We start from the raw sequence: 19778 nt of genomic DNA on the forward strand, positions 1-19778 counted from the left end.
AAATTTATGGGGACTGAACCAACAGCAACTTTGGGTGTCCCCGCAAAGGACAAGCCAAAAGATGTTTTTAAGCAAATACAACAATGCATTGCAATTGACAAAATCCTAGAAAAAATTACATCACTTTATAATGAGGTTTTAGGTACTAACAAAACTGAAATTGAGGTAAAAAATGAACTTAACGATGACACTAAGCTTTTTGAATTTCTTAATGAGATTTTCGTTAAATCTACGCCAGACAAATGGTTAGAGGTCATGAATGCTTGGCCGACAAAAACTACTTTATCTGTGAATCCGAATAGAAAATATACGTTATCAATTTTTAAAGCCGGAATGACTGATATAAAAGATGACCTTTTTAACAAAGCGTTGGGCTTGTTAAATGACAAGGTAGACATAGTCGTTTTTGGGCATACGCATCAGCCTGATTCTAGAGGTTATGGAAACAAAAAATATTTTAATCCTGGTTCTTGGACAAGGTATGTAAATATCGAAAAAATGGATTCTTTGACGTTAGCTGATTTAGCAAATGAGGATAATTTTCCTTATAAACTTAATTACGTTAAAGTTTGGAGAAAATCTGGAGAAAATTTTCTAAAATCAGAAATGGTTACATTTGAAGAACTGTTAAGTAGCCCAGTATAAGAATGTGCATTAGGCTCTTGTACTGTACTTTTTTATTTTTTGAAAAAATAAGGTCTTGCAAAATAATATCAGGTGGGAATAGGAAATCGGAATTTATTTTCTTCTGTTAAAAATACTTCATTTTGAATAACTGCAACGCGTCGAAACCTGTAGATAATCGGTTATTATCCATTTAATTCGCGTATCGATAAACAAGGCCATCAAATTAAATCCCCCACTCCGCCCAAACCAACGGCTCCGGCAACGGCGTAGCCGAAAACTCCAAATGAATAACCCGCCGCTGGCCGTCCGACACGGCTTTTTTCGAGGCATGTAAAAGCAGCGGCCTGAACAGCATCACATCACCCGCTTGCACGGCGCATAACTGCTTGCCCCTAGCCTTTGCTACGCTCGCCGCCTGTTGGGCGGGCAAGCGGCCTAGGGTATGCGAGCCGGGGACGACCCATAACGCGCCATTGCTGTCGTCGGCGGCATCTAAATGGATTCTGACGGTGAGCAGAGTTTGTAAAATGGCGATGGGCGGTTGCACATGGGGGATTGTTTCTTTACAAGACCAACCGCTAAAGCCTGCGACCTCGTGCTGTGCCTTTGCGGCAATCGCCAAATCCTGATGCCAAGCGACTTGCCAATTGGCGGCGGGGCTTTTGTTGAAGAACACCGAGCGGATGATGGCGGCATCCGGCCCTAAGATAGGTTCGACCAGTTCCCGGATAGCCGGAGAGTTGACCCATTGCCGCAAGGGCGGATATTTGTCCAATAACCCGCGTATTCCGGGTACGGGCTTATGGTCGGGCGGTTGTGCCAGTAGCTGGTGCAGGGTGGCGAGTTGTCCGCTGTCTAGCCTGTTCGGGACAATGGCAAAACCCTGTTCGGTTAACTGTTGTTGCAAGGCCATTACAGCGCGTTGGGTATTAACGCAACTAAGTCAGTAACCCCCACATCCACGCCCGCTTGGCATAATAAGGTGGTGGCTTGGCCCCGGTGATGGGTTTGGTGGTTGAAAAAGTGCATGATCAGGCTGAAAAAGTCTTTATCTCCGGGTATGCCTTTGGTGCTGACATAATGCAGGATATGCGTTAAGTCCGGTTCGGTGATGGCTTCGGCCCATTCGACAATCACTGTGTCCAACCATTGCCGATGCTCGTAGAGGCCTTGTAGATCGGTGAAGAGCTGTTGGTCTAGCGCGGTCGGGGTGGGTAAGCGGGCAACCGGCCCTAAGGCGGTGTACAAAGCAGGGTGTCCGGCGAAGCGTTTCAGCCAAAGCGTGTCGGCAACCAGCAAATGGTTTAAAGTGCCTATTATCGAACCGAAAAAGGCTTTTTTATCGGCGACCCGTTCCGTTTCCGGCAAGGTTAGCGCCGCTGCAAACACTTTAATGTTCATCCATGCGTTGTACTCGGCCATTAGGCGGATATGTTGGGTACATCCCATGCTGGTTTTCCTCAATAGGGTTGAAAATGAAGCGGAAAGGCGAGCCTGTTGATCTTGGAATTTACAGGGTTTGGGCTTGATGTTCAACTTTTTAATATCGGGTAGCTGAACTATTTATCCGAATGTTAAAAACGTGATGATCGGGCAAAAAAAAGCCCGGCAAGCTATTGCATAGCTTGCCGGGCTTTTAAGGTCGAAGGGTATTAGTTGATGGTCAATTTAGTCGCTAACACCGTGTTGCTGGCGGTGTCGAGTTTACCGCGCCAAACGGCTTTCATACCGACTTGGATCGCTGGGGCATTCAGCAGATAAGCGGTTTTGCTGTTCCAAATGATTTTCTTGGCGCCTACCATAATGTAATTGCTGCCAAAAGCACTGATTTTGGCGTGTCCGGCATCTGCCACACTGTAATTAGGCTTAGGCTTCACCACCATTGTTGTGGCATGGCAAGCGCCGATACCGTCCAGCGTACCCGAAAACGTCACCAGTTCTCCGGTCAGGAAAGTTGTCGTACCACCAGTAAAGGTTGTTCCGGCAGGGGTCGGCGTATACCAAACATGGTCTGAGGCCAGTAAACCGCTATTGATGACCAGAAACTTGCGTCCTATCGATTTGATGGGCGCATCGGTTTGGCTACAGGCAGGATTACCCACCGAAGAAATGGTTAAGGTGAGGGCTTTGCTGTCTGTTTTGGCGGCTTGATCGGTCACGGTGTAAGTGGCGATATTGGCTCCTGCCGACCCTACGGCTGGCGTACCCGACAATAAACCGGAAGCCGAGAGCTGTAAGCCAGCAGGCAGGGCGGTCGCGGTCCAAGTATACGGCGGTAAACCGCCTGTTGCTGTTAACTGGCTGCTATAAGCAGCCCCTTCGGTAGCGGCAGGTAAAACGGTGGTGCTGATCACTGGCAGCAAAGCCAAGGGGTTAATAATGCTAATCGTATAGTTTTTGCTGATGACGGCATTATCGGCATCGGTGGCGTTAACGGTGAAGGTAAACACGCCTGCTTCGGTAGGCTTACCCGATAAGACCCCTGTACCCGAATCGATAGCTAAGCCTTGTGGCAAGGCACCGCCGCTGACGGTCGTAACGTAAGGCGTGTTACCGCCAGCGACCACCGTCCGTTTGGTATAGGCCACATTGATTTTGCCGTCTTCGATATGTTCGATCAGGCCCAGCGGGGCGGCGACATCAAAGCCGACCATTTGTGCGCCGGTATAATCGCCGACGACGACATCCGTGCTACAGGTGTAGGTATAGCTGTTGCCGCTGGCATCGGTAACATCTACTTTGCCTACGCCATGCAGGCCGTCTTTAGCGACCACGTCGCACATCGCTTCGCCCGTTTCGCCATCTAAAGATAAAGGCTCTCCGGCGTATTTATAAAACTCATAACGGCGGGTGATTTGTTCGTCACCGTTATTCAATGGCTCGGCTGCACCGGGTAACTGTAATTTTGCTTTATTAAGGCCGTTAGTTTGCGCTTGCAGCAAATACCATTCGGTTTCTACTTGGGCGGGTTCGCCGTTCGTCCAATCCGCTTTGCCGTCGCCATTTTTATCGGCGCTGCTCAAATCATCCAAAGGCAGTTTGATGTTGCTATGCAGTTGGGTTTTAATCACTTTTACCCAAGACGGTACGCCAAATTCTTTAACGGGCGGTACAGGTGGGGCAGGGATAACAGCTACCACTTTTGCCGGTTGGGCGGCAACAGGCGGCTGATAAGTCCAAGACGGTGCCGACATCAGCACTTCTGGCCCTAAGACCAAATTGCCGGGGGCACTGGGGTTGTCAATCAGCCAATGGTATTTAATGATGCCTGGGGCAGAATAAGACACGCCGAAATGCTCGCAGCCGATATTTACAGCCGGATTGGTGCACTGATGGCCTTGGGTGGGTGGGAATGGCCCGGCGGGCATGGCCGTATAGCTTAAATAATTGCCTGCCGCATCTTTTTTGCTTTCATAACGGACAAAGGTTTTCGGGTGCGCCGGGTCGCTGTTATCTTCGGTAATGGTCGGATGGCCGTAATGGTTCCAATCGTAAGTGTATTGGATTTGGGTGCTGTGGACATCGTCGATTTCGATTTCAAAGCCGTGGGTATCTTCCCCGGTATCGTTAACCGCATCAAAATTGCTCAAGGAACCATAAGCCGTACTGGCTTGCGCCATAGGGCTTAAGGCATAAAGGCACAGTAGCGGCAGTAATTTTTTCATTAGGAGGCTTCCTATTTATGTTGTGGATATAACGCTCCTTAAAGCACAGCCTATGCCATTTTAATATTATTATTATAAACAATTAGTTATCATGTATTTATAGAACATAACCCTACAATTTTTGCAGGTATTGCGCAAAAATCGTAGGGGTTTTTCCGTAGTTTGCAGCCTAAGCGTTAAGCCTATAGCCGCAGATCTTTCTCGACCTGCACCACCGCGTCATTGCCCGTTACGGTCAGGATACTAAAGCCCAATTTTTTCAGTAACGACAACATAGCGGTATTTTCCGCCAGGACTTCGGCGGCAAACAAGGTATTGCCTTGGCTTTTTGCGGTTTGCATCAGGCTGTTCATCAGCTTGGAGCCTATACCTAAGCATTGGCAATCGTCGGCGACCACTAAGGCAAATTCCACCGAATGGCCGTCAGGGTTTCTGATATAGCGCCCCACCCCTAACTCACGCGGCATACCTTCCGCTTCGGTGACGGCGACAAAAGCCATTTCCCGGTCATAGTCGATTTGGGTAAAACGCACAATCATATCGGGGGTCAGTTCTTGCGAGGCTTGCCGGAAGCGGAAGTATTTGGTTTTGGCCGACAAGCGGCTGACAAAATGCTCTTCCATCACCGCATCTTCGGGGCGAATCGGACGGATACTGATATTCAGGCCATTGGCTAACTGATAATGGCGGATCAACTCGTGCGGATAAGGGTGTATCGCCATGTGCGCATAACGGCTCATTTGGTGTGCGACTTCGGCTTTAATCCGCGCATCGACGGCAACGGCCCCGTGGGCATCGACAATCAAGGGGTTGATGTCCAGTTCCAAAATTTCCGGCAACTCGCTGACCATTGTTGAAACATTCAGCAACACTTCCACTAAGGCTTGGATATTGGCGGGCGGCAAGTTTCGGAACGCCTGCAAATACTTGGCGGCTTTGGTTTTTGCCAGCATTTGTCCGACCATGTAAGCGTTCAGCGGCGGCAGGGCGACGGCGCTGTCTTTTAAAATCTCCACCATCGTACCGCCTAAACCGACGCTGATGGCCGGCCCGAAGACCGGATCCCTGACCACGCCGATCATAATTTCCCGGCCACTGGGCGAGCGGAACATCGGCTCGACCGTCATGCCGACACTTGTTATTTCTGGATATTTTTCCCGGATGGCGGCGGTCATCTCGCCAAAGTGTCCGGCCAGTTCTTGGGCGCTGGTGATATTCAGGCGTACCCCGCCAATATCGGACTTATGGCTAAATTCCGCCATATTGACTTTTAGCACCACCGGAAAGCCCATGGTTTCGGCGGCGATCATTGCCTCTTTGGCATTGCTGACGTTAATGGTCTGCGTCACCCGAATATGGAAAGCCGCCAAAATGGCTTTGGCTTCTTGGGCGGTCAGCACTTGGCGGCCTTCCGCCAACACCCGTTCGATAATCAGCCGCGCACCCGTTATATCAGGAACGGCCAAATCATCGGTGGGTGAGGGGATTTGTTTTAACAGGATTTGGTTTTCGGTGTAATGCGCCAAAAACGCAAACGCATCCACCGCCACTTCCGGGGTGTTAAAGTGGGCGACATTACTGTTGGCAAACAGATTACGGCCCTCCTGTACCCGCGCCCCGCCTGTCCACGTCGCCAAAACGGGTTTGTTACTGGCTTTGGCACCAGCAATAATGCTCTGGGCGACTTGGGTCGGATGGGTCATGGCTTGCGGAGTCAGAATCACCAAAATGCCGTCGATATTGTCATCCGCCAAGCATATATCCAAGGCTTTTTGGTAGCGTTCCGAGGTGGCATCGCCCAATATATCAATCGGATTGGCATGGGACCAATGCGGCGGCAATACTTGGTCTAAGGCCTGAAGGCTGGCTGTGCTCAGTTCCGCCATTTTCACGCCGACATCTTCGGCGCGGTCGGTGCTCATCACGCCGGGCCCGCCAGCATTGGTGATAATCGCCAAGCGTTTGTCGTTAACGCTATAATTGTTTGCCAAAATCCGCGCCGCCGAAAATAATTCGGTGATGCTATAAGCGCGGACAACACCCGCTCTGGCAATCGCGGCATCAAAGACATTATCACCGCCAACCATCGCCCCGGTATGTGACATGGCCGCTTTACAGCCCGCTTCATGGCGGCCCGATTTGATTAAAATGACGGGCTTAAGACGCGCGGCGGCTTTTAGGCCGCTTAAGAAGCGGCGGGCATCGCGTATGCCTTCGACATACATCAAAATGCCTGTGGTGTGGGTGTCGGTCGCCAGATAATCCAAGACTTCGCCAAAATCAATGTCCGCCGCCCCGCCCATCGACACCACGGTGGAAAAGCCGATGTCTTGGGCTTTTGCCCAATCTAAAATGGCCGTACACACCGCCCCCGATTGCGATAGTAAGGCCAATGTGCCGTCTTTAACGACCCCATCGCCAAAGGTGGCGTTCAATTGGCCGCTAGGGCGGATAACTCCTAAGCAATTCGGGCCGATAAGGCGTATCCCATAACGGTGGGCAATCGCCAGCACTTCTTGCTGCAAGCGTTTGCCTTCTTCGCCTAGCTCGCCGAACCCGGCGGTAATGATAATCACGGCCCCCACGCCCTTTTCGCCGCATTGCCGGACAATGCCGGGCACGCTGGCGGCTGGGGTGGCGATCACCACCAAATCAAGGTCTTCGGGGATTGCCAACACATCCGCGTAGGCAGGTAAGCCCAGCAAGGTGTCATGCTTATGGTTGACCGGATATAAACCGCCGCTAAAGCCCGCTTCCTGCATATTGAGCAACAAGCGGTAGCCTACGCTGTCTTCGCGTTCAGACGCGCCGACAATAGCGACACTGTTGGGGGTGAAAAAACGGCTTAAATAATGCAAATCCATCGTGGCTCCAAAGGGTGGTAAGGATAGGCCTAAAAGGGTAGCATTTTTTAGGGTTATTGATGATGACTATTTTAAACTTTGTAAATTCAAACCAAAGGCGATGGTATCGTTTGTTGCTTTAGAGCATAGGCTATAGATTTTTTGAAAAACCGCTAAAGAACGTTACGTCACAGGTTTTACACGATGTCCGGCTTTTTAAATGGACTTAAAATTTAACGGGTTGATGATTTGGGCACTATCTCTACAGCAAAGCGGGGGGCTTAAATACCCTTAGAATGCTTCATGCCCATTTCTAGCTAGATTACAAAAGTATCCTTTTGGCATTAATGATTTGCCAATCTTATCTGGTGGGCGTAAATTTCTTTAGCCGGAAGGTCAATGCCCCGATAGGTTTTAGTTAAGGGATATTATAAGTTTTTTTCCATATCACGTTAATTTAGGATATTTTAATGAAAGCCATAGTTATGACAGCAGTTGGTGACAGCGGCGTGTTGGCCTTGCAAGAGATTGCCGAGCCGCAAATAAGCCACGCTACCGATATTAAAGTACGTCTATATGCTGCCGGGGTTAACCCGGTCGATACCAAAATCCGCCGGAACGGCCTGTTATACCCTAACGCCCTGTTGCCCGCCGTATTGGGTTTTGATGGGGCGGGCGAGGTGGTGGCGGTCGGTCCGAATGCCGACCAGTTTAAGGTGGGCGATAAAGTGTGGTTTTGTCATGGCGGTTTAGGGCGGGAGCAGGGCAATTACGCCGAATATACCGTACTTGACCAGCGTTGGGCTTGCCGGATGCCAGCGGACTTAAGTTATGTCGAGGCCGCCGCTGCCCCCTTGGTGCTGATCACGGCGTTTGGGGCTTTGTTTGCGCGGGGTGGCTTGCAAGCCGGGCAAACGGTGTTGGTGCAAGCGGGGGCAGGCGGTGTCGGCCATGTAGCCGTGCAGTTAGCCAAGCTTGCTGGGGCGCGGGTCATTACGACGGTCAGTTCCGCTGAAAAAGCCGAATTTGTCAAATCTCTGGGTGCGGATGAAGCCATTATCTATAGCCAGACCGATGTCGCCGATGCCGTCAGCCAGTTGACCTCTCAGCAGGGTGCGGATTTGGTGTTCGATACCATTGGCGGCGATACGTTTAAGGCCAGTATTCCACTAACGGCTTATTATGGTCGCCTAGTCACTTTACTGGAGCCTAAAGCCGTTGATTTGGGCGAAGCGCGGGTGCGCAATTTATTGTTGGGTTTTGAGCTGATGTTAACGCCTATGCTGCGTGATTTGCCCGCCGCTCGCGACCGCTATGTTGCGATACTTAAACAATGTGCGAAGTTTATTGATGCAGGGAAATTAAGTATCCATGTCAGCCACGTTTTGCCATTAGCGCAAGCCAGCACCGCGCATGATTTGCTTGAGGCAGGACACACCACTGGTAAGGTGGTGTTGTCTATTTAAACTTCATTTTTCGATTTCCGCGTATCACAGCATTTTTTTATACGGTGGTAGGGAGAAAAATGTGCGCAGTTTGCCAGCGTTGAGCCTTTCTGTCCATATCACCAAAAAATGCGATAGACAGGCTTTCAATTATAAGAGGATAAGCATGGATTCGATTGATATATTTCCGTGGAATGACAATTTTAAGACTGGGTTGCCTAACATTGACGAACAGCATAAGAAGTTAGTCCAGTTAATTAATAGGCTTGCCAGTCATGTGGCTTTCCAGTCCGATATTCCTGCATTGAATGCTATTTTTGATGAGTTGGCAAACTATGCCGTTTATCACTTTGACACAGAAGAAGCCATTTGGCACAGATATTTTCCTGAAGATGCTTTAGAGCTTGGTCACAAAGCGACCCACAGGCACTTTATAGAAACGATTTGCCAGCTAAAGGAAGATAAAGCTAACAAATCGCCAGAAAAAGTCATCAATGAGGTTTTGGTATTCCTGAGCCGCTGGTTGGTCGCGCATATTTTGGAGAATGACCGTTACCTTGCCATGATTGTTTTGGCTATGCAGGCAGGCATACCATTAGAAGTCGCCAAGCAGCAGGCTGATGGACAAATGCAAGGGACAACGGGGACGCTAATTGACATCATTCAGTCCATTTATGAAGGTCTCTCAACCAACACCTTGGCTTTGATGAGGGAGTTAATGGAGCGTCGGCGTGATCAGGAGTCATTGAGAAAACTTTCGCTGGCCGTAGAGCAAAGCCCCAGCTCTATTGTCATCACCGACCTTAATGCTAACATTGAATTTGTCAATGAAGCTTTTGTTAAAGCAACCGGGTATAGCCGCACCGAAGCACAAGGAAATAATCCAAATTTGCTGCAATCGGGTAAAACCCCGCCACAGACTTATCTGAATATGTGGGATACATTGCTGCGCGGGGAAGTTTGGCAAGGCGAATTTATCAATAAGCGTAAGGATGGCAGCGAATATATCGAATTGGCGTTGGTTTCCCCAGTTTGCCAAGCAGATGGGGTGGTCACACATTACCTGGCTATCAAAGAAGACATTACCGAGCGCAAGCGGCTTGAACGCCGTTTAGCGGAACAATTGGCGTTTACCCAGGCAGTGATTGACGCGGAAGTCGATGGCGTCGCCGTCTGCCATAGCATCGCTGAACCGCCTTATGTCCACTTTACGGTGTGGAATCCCAGTATGGAAAGCATCACCGGGTTTTCCCTGGAAGAAATTAACCGCTTAGGCTGGTATCAGACGGTGTATATCGATCCCGATACGCAACAGCGGGCGAAGCAGCGTATGGAGCGTATGCGCCAAGGTGAACACATTCAAGGCGAAGAATGGACAATTACCCATAAAGATGGCGGCCATCGGACAGTGCAAATCTTTACTACCCTGTGTGCCCAGGATGCTGACGGGGCGCATGTGCTAGCCGTTATGCACGACATTACTAAGCGCAAACGGGCTGAGGTAGCCCTGCGTGAATCGAACCAGTTACTCCATTCACTGCTTAATTCCATTGCCGAGGGGGCTTATGGGGTTGATACCCACGGCAACTGCACGTTCGTCAACCGGGCATTTTTACGGATTTTGGGATATGAAAATACCGATGAAATTATCGGCAAACATATCCATGAACTTATCCACCATTCTTATCCTGATGGCCGTCCTTACCCTGCCAGTGAATGCCGGATGTACGCCGCTTATAAGCGTAACCAAGAAATACATGTTGAACAAGAAGTTTTTTGGCGCAAGGACGGCACTGCCGTACCCGTCGAATACTGGTCGCAACCGATTATTACCGACGGCGTGATGATCGGCGCAATTGCTACGTTTGTTGACATTAGCGAACGGAAAAAAGCCGAAGAAGCCAGCCAGTTAGCCGCACAATATGCCCGCAGCCTGATTGAGGCCAGCCTTGACCCTTTAGTGACTATCAATGGCGAGGGTAAAATCACCGATGTCAACACGGCCACGGAGCAGGTGACGGGTGTGCCCCGTGATAGCCTGATCGGCAGTGATTTTGCCGACTATTTCACCGACCCTGAACAGGCCCGCCGGGGCTATCAGCAGGTTTTTTCACAGGGGGCCGTGACCGATTACCCGTTGGCCATCCGCCATACCTCCGGCAAAGTCACCGATGTGCTTTATAATGCCACGGTATACCATGACGGTAACGGTAAGGTGTTGGGGGTGTTTGCCGCCGCCCGTGACATTACCGAACGTAAGCAGATTGAAGCTAAGCTTATCAGCAGTGAATACCGCCTGCGTACCATTATTGACAATGAGCCGGAATGCATCAAAATTATTGATGCACGAGGTTTGATCGTCATGATGAATCCGGCGGGGCTGGCTATGTTGGAGGCCGAGCACTTGGATCAGGTGCTTGGCAAAACGGTGCTGAGTGCCATTGCCCCCAAATACCGTAAAGCTTATACCGAACTGCACGAGCAGGTCTTGGCAGGTCATACCGCTCAAATGCAATATGAAATCACGGGCTTTAAAGGCGGCTGCCGATGGTTGGAGACCCATGCCGTGCCCATGAAAGAGAGCGATGGCTCTGTGGTGCATTTAGCGGTTACCCGTGACATTACCGAACGTAAGCGGGCTGAACAACAACTGCGAATCGCCGCCACTGTCTTTGAGTCACAAGAAGGCATGATGGTGACGGATGCCGATCAAATCATTCTTAGGGTTAATAAGGCCTTTACTGACATTACCGGCTACACTGCCGAAGAAGCGGTCGGCAAAACCCCCCGTATCCTCCAAGCGGATAGGCAAGACCATAGTGTATATACCAGCATGTGGGCAAAAATTAATGCCACGGGGGCTTGGGAAGGTGAAATTTGGAGCCGCCGCAAAAATGGCGAAACTTATCCTGAATACCTTACCATCACGGCAGTTAAAGACCAAGACGGTATGGTCAGCCATTATGTGGGTACGTTGACTGACATCACCTTAAAAAAAGCCGCCGCCGAGGAAATTGAAAAGTTAGCTTTTTATGATCCGCTCACTGGCTTGCCTAATCGGCGGCTGTTGTATGACCGGATAAAATCGGCCTTGGCCGCCAGCCACCGTAATAGCCGCAAAGGGGCGTTACTCTTTATTGATTTGGACAATTTCAAAACGCTGAATGATACTCTGGGTCATGACATGGGGGATTTGCTGTTGCAACAAGTGGCTGGGCGTTTGAGCGCTTGTGTCCGTGAAAATGATACGGTGGCACGGCTAGGGGGGGATGAATTCGTGGTGATGCTGCAAGATTTGGACGACGAGGGTGATGCGGCAGTACAACAAACGGCCGCTGTCGGCCATAAGATACTCCTTACGCTTAACCAGCCTTTCCGGTTGACAGAGTATGATTACAGCAGTACGCCCAGTATTGGCGCGACGGTTTTCAACGCTTATGGGCAAAGCGTAGAAGAATTGTTAAAAAATGCCGACATCGCCATGTATAACGCCAAAACCTCAGGCCGCAATACGTTGCGTTTCTTTGACCCGCAAATGCAGGCGATAGTTCACAATTAATGCCTTTATGGTAAAGTAACTGGGGATACGGCTTTCGGCCCCACAGATTATCTGGCAGACCTGTCATAAGCCGGAGCAAAGCGGCGCGAGGCTAACTTGGTAGGTTTTGAAACATTAGGGGGAGTCTTTTGAGCGTCAAAGGGTATCCCGTGATGCTATTTTCAGCACTTCATGGAATGCGGCATCTCTTTATGAAATGGTATATGAAATGACTATTTTTTCCAGGAATTACTTTTCTGGCTTAACTGGTTCTTGGTTGCTTCCCGCATTTGTGTCAGGGGCAGTGCTGTTGGTTGGTTTGGGCATTAGCGGCGGATTATGCTGGCAAGCAAAACAACAAGATGCCGACAGTCTGCGGGCGGCATTCGAGTCGGCAGCGGATATGGCCATAGATAATATCAATGACCGTTTTAATGTTTATGCCGTCGTTATGCGGGGTGTCCGAGGTTTTTTCAATGGCAGCAAAGCCATTTCATTTAACGAATTCCACACTTATGTGCAAGCATTGCATTTGTATGAAAAATCGGGGGTACAAGCCATAGGTTTAGTCATGCTGGTGAGCAATGCCGAAAAAGCCCGGCATATCCAAGCCATGCGTCAGCAGAAGTCGGCGGATTACCAAATCAAACCGGACGGACAGCGCGATTACTACGCGCCAATCATTTATATAGAACCGTTTGCCGGCGATAATCTTAAAGCGTTCGGGTTTGATCCGTTAACCGTACCCGCCGCCCTTAGCGCTATGGAGCAAGCCCGTGATGCCGATGATATCCGTATCACCTCCCGAATTGCTTTGATACAAGATGCCGATAAGCCTTATGTCTATTCTTTCGTCATGTATCTGCCGCTGTATAAAAAAGGCGCGGAATTTGCCACGTTGGCGCAACGGCGGGCGGCTATTATCGGCTGGGTGGATGTGCCATTCCGCATCAACGATCTGATAGCGGGGATCCGCCGCCAATTACCTACAGACATTAGTCTGGAAATTTATGATGGCATTACCCTATCCGAACAAACGCGCCTGTTCCAATCGGGTATAAACCTTGGGGAGAAAGGCCGGGTAGCGGATGGTTTGCAGACTAGCCGTTCGATAGTGGTGGGTGGACGGCAATGGGTCGTGCGGATGGTGGCGGCTCCGGCTTTTGAAAATCGAGCCATATACCGCTATCGGCCTGAATTAGTGTTTGCTACCAGCGTCACTTTGACGTTGCTGCTGACTTTACTGACTTGGCAATTGGCCAGGAGCCGACAAACTGCCGAAATCCATTTCCGGCAGTTGTTCAGGCAAGCAGGTGAGGGCATACTTATCTTAAATGATGACCACCTGATTTTAGATGCCAACAACACGGCTTTGACTCTGTTGGGCTATAGCCGCGCCGAGCTTTTATCGTTGCATTTACCGGCTATTTTGGCGACGGTTGAAAACGTCAGCCTACCCGCATTAGCTAGTATGGCGGAGAGCGGTGCGGTGTCCTTAGAGCAATGGCGGTATAGGTGTAAAAACGGTACGGAATTTCCGTCCGAGGTCAGCGTCCGCCGCTTAGACGGGCAGCGGTACTTCGCCATTTTGCGTGACCGTACCGAACGCCAGAAAGCCGAGCAGCGTATCCTAAGGTTGACGCAACTTTATCAGGCCTTAAGCGAAACTAATCAAGCCATCGTGCGTATGGATAACGCCAGAGAATTGTTTCCGCTGGTCTGCCGCTGTGCGGTGGCTTTTGGTGGCATGAAAATGGCTTGGATTGGCCAGCTTAACGAAGCGGATTTAGTGATCGTACCTGTCGCTGCCTATGGTGTCGGCCAAGAATATCTTGACGGTCTGGTCATTTCCGCATCTGCCGATGTTGCGGAAGGCTTAGGGCCTACAGGGACAGCATTGCGGGAAAATCGTCCGGTGATTATTAATGATTATCTTAATAACCCTATGACCATCCATTGGCATGAACGTGCCAAGCACTTTGCCTGGGGGGCGGCGGGGACTTTTCCTATCCGGCGCAATGGTAAGCCTTTTGCTGTGCTCACGGTTTATCATAATCAAATTAACGCTTTTGACACGGAAGCCATAGAGCTTCTTAAGGAAATGGCCTGCGATATTACTTTTGCTTTGGATAATTTTGACCGGGATGTCCAGCGTCAGGCCGCCCAGAAAGCCTTGGCCGAGAATGAGGCAAAATTGTCGCTGATTATGGAAAATGTCAGCGCCTATATTTATTTAAAGGATAAGGAAGGGCGGTATCTATATGTGAACCGCCCGTGCCTTGAGTTGTGGGGGTTAACGATGGCGGACGTGATCGGTGTTACGGATGAGGTATTGTTTGATCACCAACTGGCAGCAAAAATACGCGCTGATGACCGGCATTTGTTTATGACGGGCGAGATTCTCCGGGGCGAAGAAACTGGAACGGCAACCAAAACAGGTAAGACAGCGACTTATTGGGCCGTTAAAATGCCTTTACGTCATACTGATGGCAGTATCTATGCTTTGTGCGGCATTTCGACCGACATCACCGAACGTAAGCAAATAGAAGCGCAACTCCAGCAGCAGCTCAAGGAGTTACGCCAATGGTTTGACATCACCTTGGGCCGCGAAGAGCGGGTGATGCAACTGAAAACGGAAATCAATAAATTGCTGGGGCGTTTAGGTGAGCCGCCCCGCTACGCCGACCCCGCCTCCGACTTGGAAGCTTAACATTATGTCCGATACCGTTATGGGCTTTATCTGTCTGATCCACAATGCCTATTGCCAGTAGTGCCCCGCTACGCGTTTTGCTTGTCGAAGACTCGGTTAGCGATGCCGAACTGGTGGTTCGGCAACTGCATAAAGGCGGGTTTGAGGTCGGCTACGAGCGTGTCGAAAACGCCGGTCAACTGCATACCGCTTTGGTAAAGCAAAAGTGGGATATTGTCCTGTCAGACTTTAATTTGCCGGCAATAGACGCGGCTGTTGCCATGGCCATTGTCCGTGAATATGACCAGAATATGCCTTTTATTGTGGTCTCAGACAATATCGGTGACGATGTTGCCGTGACGTTGATGCGGGCCGGTGCCAGTGATTATTTACTGAAAAATAACCTTCAGCGGCTGGCTGCGGCAGTGCAACGTGAAGTGGACAATGCCCGTGTCCGTAATGCCCGCCATGACAGTGATGTCAGGTTTCAGCAATTGTTTAATCTGACTCCTGTACCGCTTGCCTTTATTAATCAAGAAGGGGACGTTTTCGATTTGAATGCCCGTTTCCAGCAGACGTTCGGCTATTGCCCTAGCGATTTGCCCACCATAAAAGAATGGTGGCAACTCGCCTATCCAGAGCCTAATTATCGGCGGCAGGTGGTGGATACTTGGAATGCCGCCGTGCAGGCGGCTACAGAACAGCATACCGACATTCCCGCCCACGAATATTGTGTGAGCTGTAAAAGTGGTGATTTACGCATTATGCTGATTTCCGGCATTATTATTGGCGATAGCTTGCTGGTGACGTTTTTTGACATCACCGAGAGGAAAAATACTGAAACTGAGCTTAAACGCCATATCAAAGAGGCGGAGCGTGTCCGAGCCGCCTTATTAGGGGTGCTTGAAGACCAGCGTGAGGCACAGGCCGCGTTGCGTGAAAATGAAGCCCGCTACCGCTTATTGTTTGCCGAGAATCCTGTGCCGATGTGGGTTTATGACATCAATACCCTCGCTTTCATTGCCGTTAACGATGCGGCAGTTGCGCATTATGGCTATAGTTGCGAAGAATTTTATACGATGGGCATAGCCGACCTCAGCCCGCCGGACGGACAAGAAACCGCCCAGCAGAAATCCGTCCAAGCCGATTGCTATGGCTTATCCGGTATTTGGCGGCATCGCCGGAAAGACGGCAGTTTACTCTGGGCCGAGATGACCGGGCATAATCTGGCGTTTGAAGGCCGGACGGCGAGGATTGTCTTAGCCCAAGATGTGACCCAACGCCTGGAGGCAGAACATCAGCTACGCCTTAGTGCGCAAGTTTTTGAATCCAGCCGGGATGGTATCCTCATCACCGATGCTGATAATAAGATCGTTTCGGTTAATAAGGCCTACACGGATATTACCGGTTATACGCTAGCAGAGGTGCTGGGCAAACCGCCCAATATTGTCTCGTCTGGAAAACAGGACAAAAAGTTTTATGCGGCGATGTGGCGCAGTATTATCGCTGACGGGTGCTGGCAAGGCGAGGTCGTCAACCGCCGTAAGAACGGCGAACTGTATCCGCAATGGCTTTCTGTCAGTGTCATCAGGAACCAAAATGGCGAGATTTTCCAGTACATTGGCATTTTAAGTGACCTTTCCGAACACCATTCCGCCCAAGAGCGCATCCAATTTCTCAGTAATTTCGACGTGTTGACCCAACTGCCTAACCGGGCGCGATTGCAAGACCGTGCCCAATTGGCTCTGGCCAGCGCCAAGCGGATTAATGCTTCTGTCGCCTTGATGTATCTGGATCTTGACCGCTTTAAGACGATTAATGAATCGCTAGGCCCCAGCATCGGCGACCAATTGCTTAAGGACTTGTCGGTGCGCTTAGATACCCAATTGGATTCTGATTATACGCTCTGCCGTCAGGGTGGCGATGAATTTATCCTCTTGCTGCCCAACACCGATGCCGAAGATGCCGCCCATATTGCCAGAAAAATACTCGACATCGTTGCCCAGGAGTTTGTTGTTGGTGGGCATAGGTTGACCTTGACGGTCAGCATCGGCATTGCCCAATTCCCCGAAGACGGCGACACTTTTGAGCAATTGGCGCAATCTGCGGATGCCGCGCTATTTCGTGCCAAGCAAAATGGCCGTAACAATTTTCAATTTTTTACCCGGCAAATGCACGAGCAGGCCCAAGAGACGCTCCAGATCGAGAACGAGTTACGCTGCGCCTTGGAGCAGAACGAATTGCTGCTATATTACCAACCCCAAGTGGATGCAAAAACGGGTAAAATAGTCGGGGCAGAAGTGCTGATACGTTGGCAGCATCCCCAGAAGGGTATGGTGCCGCCGGGGTGCTTTATCCCCATTGCGGAGGAAAGCGGCCTGATTATTGACATTGGCGATTGGGTGTTGCAGACCGCTATCCAGCAAACCGCCGCTTGGCAAGCTGCCGGGCTTGGCATTGTTCCGATCGCGGTCAACCTTTCGGTTGTGCAATTCCGCCAAGATACGCTGTACCAGAAAGTGGTTCAGGCGTTGCGTTTATCCAAATTAGACCCTACCCTGCTTGAATTGGAACTGACCGAGGGTATAGCGATGGAAAACACCGAACGTACCATCGGCGTACTGAACCAGCTCCATGCTTTGGGGGTCGCGCTGTCTATTGATGATTTTGGCACCGGCTATTCTTCCTTAAGTTACCTTAAGCGTTTCAAGATCAACAAGCTAAAAATCGACCAGTCTTTTGTCCGTGACCTCGGACGCAACCCTGAAGATGCCGCGATTGTCACCGCTATCATTGGCATGGCAAAAAGCCTAGGCTTTAAAACCATTGCCGAAGGGGTGGAAACACAAGAACAACTGGATTTTTTACGCGGGCAACAGTGTGATGAAATCCAAGGCTATTTTTTTAGCAAGCCCATCCCCGCCGAACAGTTTGCAGCGTTACTCCGGGGCAACAGAGTTCTGGGCATTGCTAACTGACTTTTTTCAAGTAGAAAGCAATTTACTATTTTAATTAAATAATCCGTTGCCAAGTGTTTTTCCTCGCTTTCCTCGTTGCGGTATGAAGATTATTTGCGTTTACCTTCTTTTAAATTTGCGTAATAGCGCCTTGGTATGTTGACCGGGTTTAAGTAAATAAGCAGTAATTGTGTATAGGCTGTTGCTATATCAGCAGCCATACTTGAGAGTGGATTTTATTTTTCAATAAATTCATGAAGTTAATGTGTGGCACATAAATTGACTATTAACTTTCAAACAGTGGCATAACACTTATTTGTGGTGTGCCGTGGTTTCATTTGAAGGTTTAATAGAGGTTTATATGAAAATGGCTATCCGTCAACGGCTCCTGTCCGTCCTATTGTTATTTTTACCCCTGATTGCTTGGGCGGACAACCGCCTTAATATTGTCGTGATTGTCGGGGATGATTGGGGCGGGCCTTATGCCAGCGCTTACACGGGCATTTACGGGCGGGCCTTACCTAGCGACACCGTCAAAACGCCTAATATTGACCGTATTGCGCGTAATGGCGTATTGTTTAAAAACGCCTATGTCAATGCCCCCTCCTGTACGCCTTCACGCAGTTCCATTTTTTCCGGCCGCTATTTTTTTAATACGGGCGGTGGGGCATTCTTATATGGGACTTGGGACCCGACCATTCCAAGTTTCCCGCTATTGCTGCATGATGCCGGCTACCATATCGGCAAAACTTATAAGACTTGGGCGCCCGGCGTGCCAATAGATGCCCCGTTTGGTGGCGTAAAAACATATCAATACCAGCAGTCCGGCACCTCTGCTAACCGCTTTAGCAGCACTGTGACCGCTTTAATGGCTAAAGGTATGACTTTTGACCAAGCTAAACAAACGCTGTTGGATGAGGTTAACGGCAATTTTAGCGCCTTCATCAAAGCCCGCAAACCCGGCCAGCCGTTTTTATATTGGTTTGGCCCCACTAACACCCACCGTTCTTGGGTTAAAGGTTCAGGCAAAGCTTTATGGGGCATAGACCCTGACAATCTGAAAAATAAATTACGCGCTTTTTTGCCGAATGTCCCGGAAATACGCGAGGACATGGCCGATTATTTGGGCGAAATACAGGCGTTAGATGCTTATGTCGGTGTTTTGCTGAAAAAATTGGAAGATATTGGCGAATTGGACAAAACGTTGATTGTCGTCACTGGTGACAACGGCCCTGGCGGTTTTCCGCATGGCAAATGGAATTTATATGATTTTGGTGTTGCCACGCCTTTAGCCATTTGGTTGCCCAATAGCAAAGCGGGGCGGGTAGTTGACGATTTTACGACCTTGATGGATTTGGCGCCGACCTTTCTTGACGTAGCAGGCTTGCCGACTCCAGCGGACATGAACGGTAAGAGCTTGTTGCCCGTGCTAACATCGCCTAACAGCGGCCAAGTTGACCCCCAACGCAATTTTGTGATTACAGGTGAAGAACGCCATGTCGGTATGGCGACAGAACAAAGCTTGCCTTATCCGGCCCGTGCCTTACGCACCGCCAATTATCTGTATATCCGTAACTTTGCCCCTGAACGTTGGCCTATGGGATGTCCGCTTATTTCACCCGCACCCACGCCAACCCCATGGGTATTTGTGGATATGGATCCCAGTCCGACTAAAGACTGGATCATTAATAACCGTAACGTGCCGGCTGGCGCCCACTTTTATACTTGGGGATTTGCCAAACGGCCTATGGAAGAGTTGTTTGATCTGAGCAACGATCCCGGGCAAATCACCAATGTCGCCAATAAACCGGCTTATGCAACGGTGAAGGCGCAATTGGCCGGGCAACTGTTGGCCCGGTTAAAAAATGCCGGGGACCCACGGGTGGTAGGGGATGGCAAGACGTTTGACCAACCGCCTTTTACCAGCCTTGCAAGCGTTGCCTGCCATGATAGCTTGCCCTTAGGCTGGCTTGCTAATGGCCAGTAATTTTCTTTATCACCCCATCCATTTTGG

General features: G+C 49.9%; 10 protein-coding genes. 6 read left to right on the plus strand and 4 right to left on the minus strand.

The genetic code is table 11. The features are described from left to right. A partial coding sequence (locus tag AADEFJLK_RS11450; RefSeq protein WP_211299201.1) for a metallophosphoesterase family protein occupies positions 1–645 on the plus strand: 645 nt, incomplete at its 5' end. Between the two features lie 205 nt (positions 646–850). Here the strand turns inward: AADEFJLK_RS11450 and AADEFJLK_RS11455 are convergent. The 4 genes from AADEFJLK_RS11455 to AADEFJLK_RS11470 all read right to left on the minus strand — a co-directional run bounded on the left by AADEFJLK_RS11455 (position 851) and on the right by AADEFJLK_RS11470 (position 7156). After that, the gene (locus AADEFJLK_RS11455; RefSeq protein ID WP_103974350.1) at positions 851–1540 is read right to left on the minus strand and encodes a phytanoyl-CoA dioxygenase family protein; all 690 of its coding nucleotides are present in this window, start codon (positions 1538–1540) and stop codon (positions 851–853) included. Then, entirely contained in the window at positions 1540–2076 is a 537-nt protein-coding gene (locus tag AADEFJLK_RS11460) for a DinB family protein (protein WP_103974351.1), read from the minus strand. The genes AADEFJLK_RS11455 and AADEFJLK_RS11460 overlap by 1 nt, the downstream gene beginning before the upstream one ends. 203 nt (positions 2077–2279) lie before the next feature. Beyond that, positions 2280–4292 (minus strand): Ig domain-containing protein, encoded by a 2013-nt coding sequence (locus AADEFJLK_RS11465; RefSeq protein ID WP_103974352.1) that lies wholly within the window; start codon positions 4290–4292, stop codon positions 2280–2282. A gap of 182 nt (positions 4293–4474) precedes the next feature. Beyond that, positions 4475–7156 carry a bifunctional acetate--CoA ligase family protein/GNAT family N-acetyltransferase gene (locus AADEFJLK_RS11470; RefSeq protein WP_103974353.1) on the minus strand — a complete coding sequence of 894 codons (2682 nt, stop codon included), beginning with the start codon at positions 7154–7156 and terminating at the stop codon, positions 4475–4477. Between the two features lie 449 nt (positions 7157–7605). On the opposite strand from AADEFJLK_RS11470, the gene AADEFJLK_RS11475 reads away from it, so the two are divergent. The 5 genes from AADEFJLK_RS11475 (at position 7606) to AADEFJLK_RS11495 (ending at position 19751) form a co-directional block, all read left to right on the plus strand. After that, positions 7606–8601 carry a zinc-dependent alcohol dehydrogenase family protein gene (locus tag AADEFJLK_RS11475; protein ID WP_088617721.1) on the plus strand — a complete coding sequence of 332 codons (996 nt, stop codon included), beginning with the start codon at positions 7606–7608 and terminating at the stop codon, positions 8599–8601. Between the two features lie 145 nt (positions 8602–8746). Next, the gene (locus AADEFJLK_RS11480; protein WP_170065091.1) at positions 8747–12139 is read left to right on the plus strand and encodes a bacteriohemerythrin; all 3393 of its coding nucleotides are present in this window, start codon (positions 8747–8749) and stop codon (positions 12137–12139) included. Positions 12140–12347: 208 nt separating this feature from the next. Next, on the plus strand, positions 12348–14828 hold the full coding sequence (locus tag AADEFJLK_RS11485) for a CHASE domain-containing protein (protein ID WP_170065092.1): 2481 nt from the start codon (positions 12348–12350) through the stop codon (positions 14826–14828). Between the two features lie 44 nt (positions 14829–14872). Further along, positions 14873–17785, plus strand: coding sequence for an EAL domain-containing protein (locus AADEFJLK_RS11490; RefSeq protein ID WP_103974356.1), 2913 nt, complete (start codon positions 14873–14875; stop codon positions 17783–17785). 340 nt (positions 17786–18125) lie between these two features. Further along, positions 18126–19751 carry a sulfatase family protein gene (locus AADEFJLK_RS11495; protein WP_103974357.1) on the plus strand — a complete coding sequence of 542 codons (1626 nt, stop codon included), beginning with the start codon at positions 18126–18128 and terminating at the stop codon, positions 19749–19751. The last annotated feature ends 27 nt before the right edge of the window (positions 19752–19778 follow it).

It is taken from the genome of Methylovulum psychrotolerans (genome assembly GCF_002923755.1).
Classification (GTDB): domain Bacteria; phylum Pseudomonadota; class Gammaproteobacteria; order Methylococcales; family Methylomonadaceae; genus Methylovulum; species Methylovulum psychrotolerans.

Bases quoted from the DNA above. Each gene is read 5' to 3' on its own strand.
- AADEFJLK_RS11495 (WP_103974357.1), top strand. From the start codon at position 18,126: ATGAAAATGGCTATCCGTCAACGGCTCCTGTCCGTCCTATTGTTATTT.
- AADEFJLK_RS11480 (WP_170065091.1), top strand. From the start codon at position 8,747: ATGGATTCGATTGATATATTTCCGTGGAATGACAATTTTAAGACTGGG.
- AADEFJLK_RS11485 (WP_170065092.1), top strand. From the start codon at position 12,348: ATGACTATTTTTTCCAGGAATTACTTTTCTGGCTTAACTGGTTCTTGG.
- AADEFJLK_RS11460 (WP_103974351.1), bottom strand. From the start codon at position 2,076: ATGGGATGTACCCAACATATCCGCCTAATGGCCGAGTACAACGCATGG.
- AADEFJLK_RS11465 (WP_103974352.1), bottom strand. From the start codon at position 4,292: ATGAAAAAATTACTGCCGCTACTGTGCCTTTATGCCTTAAGCCCTATG.
- AADEFJLK_RS11470 (WP_103974353.1), bottom strand. From the start codon at position 7,156: ATGGATTTGCATTATTTAAGCCGTTTTTTCACCCCCAACAGTGTCGCT.
- AADEFJLK_RS11490 (WP_103974356.1), top strand. From the start codon at position 14,873: ATGCCTATTGCCAGTAGTGCCCCGCTACGCGTTTTGCTTGTCGAAGAC.
- AADEFJLK_RS11475 (WP_088617721.1), top strand. From the start codon at position 7,606: ATGAAAGCCATAGTTATGACAGCAGTTGGTGACAGCGGCGTGTTGGCC.
- AADEFJLK_RS11455 (WP_103974350.1), bottom strand. From the start codon at position 1,540: ATGGCCTTGCAACAACAGTTAACCGAACAGGGTTTTGCCATTGTCCCG.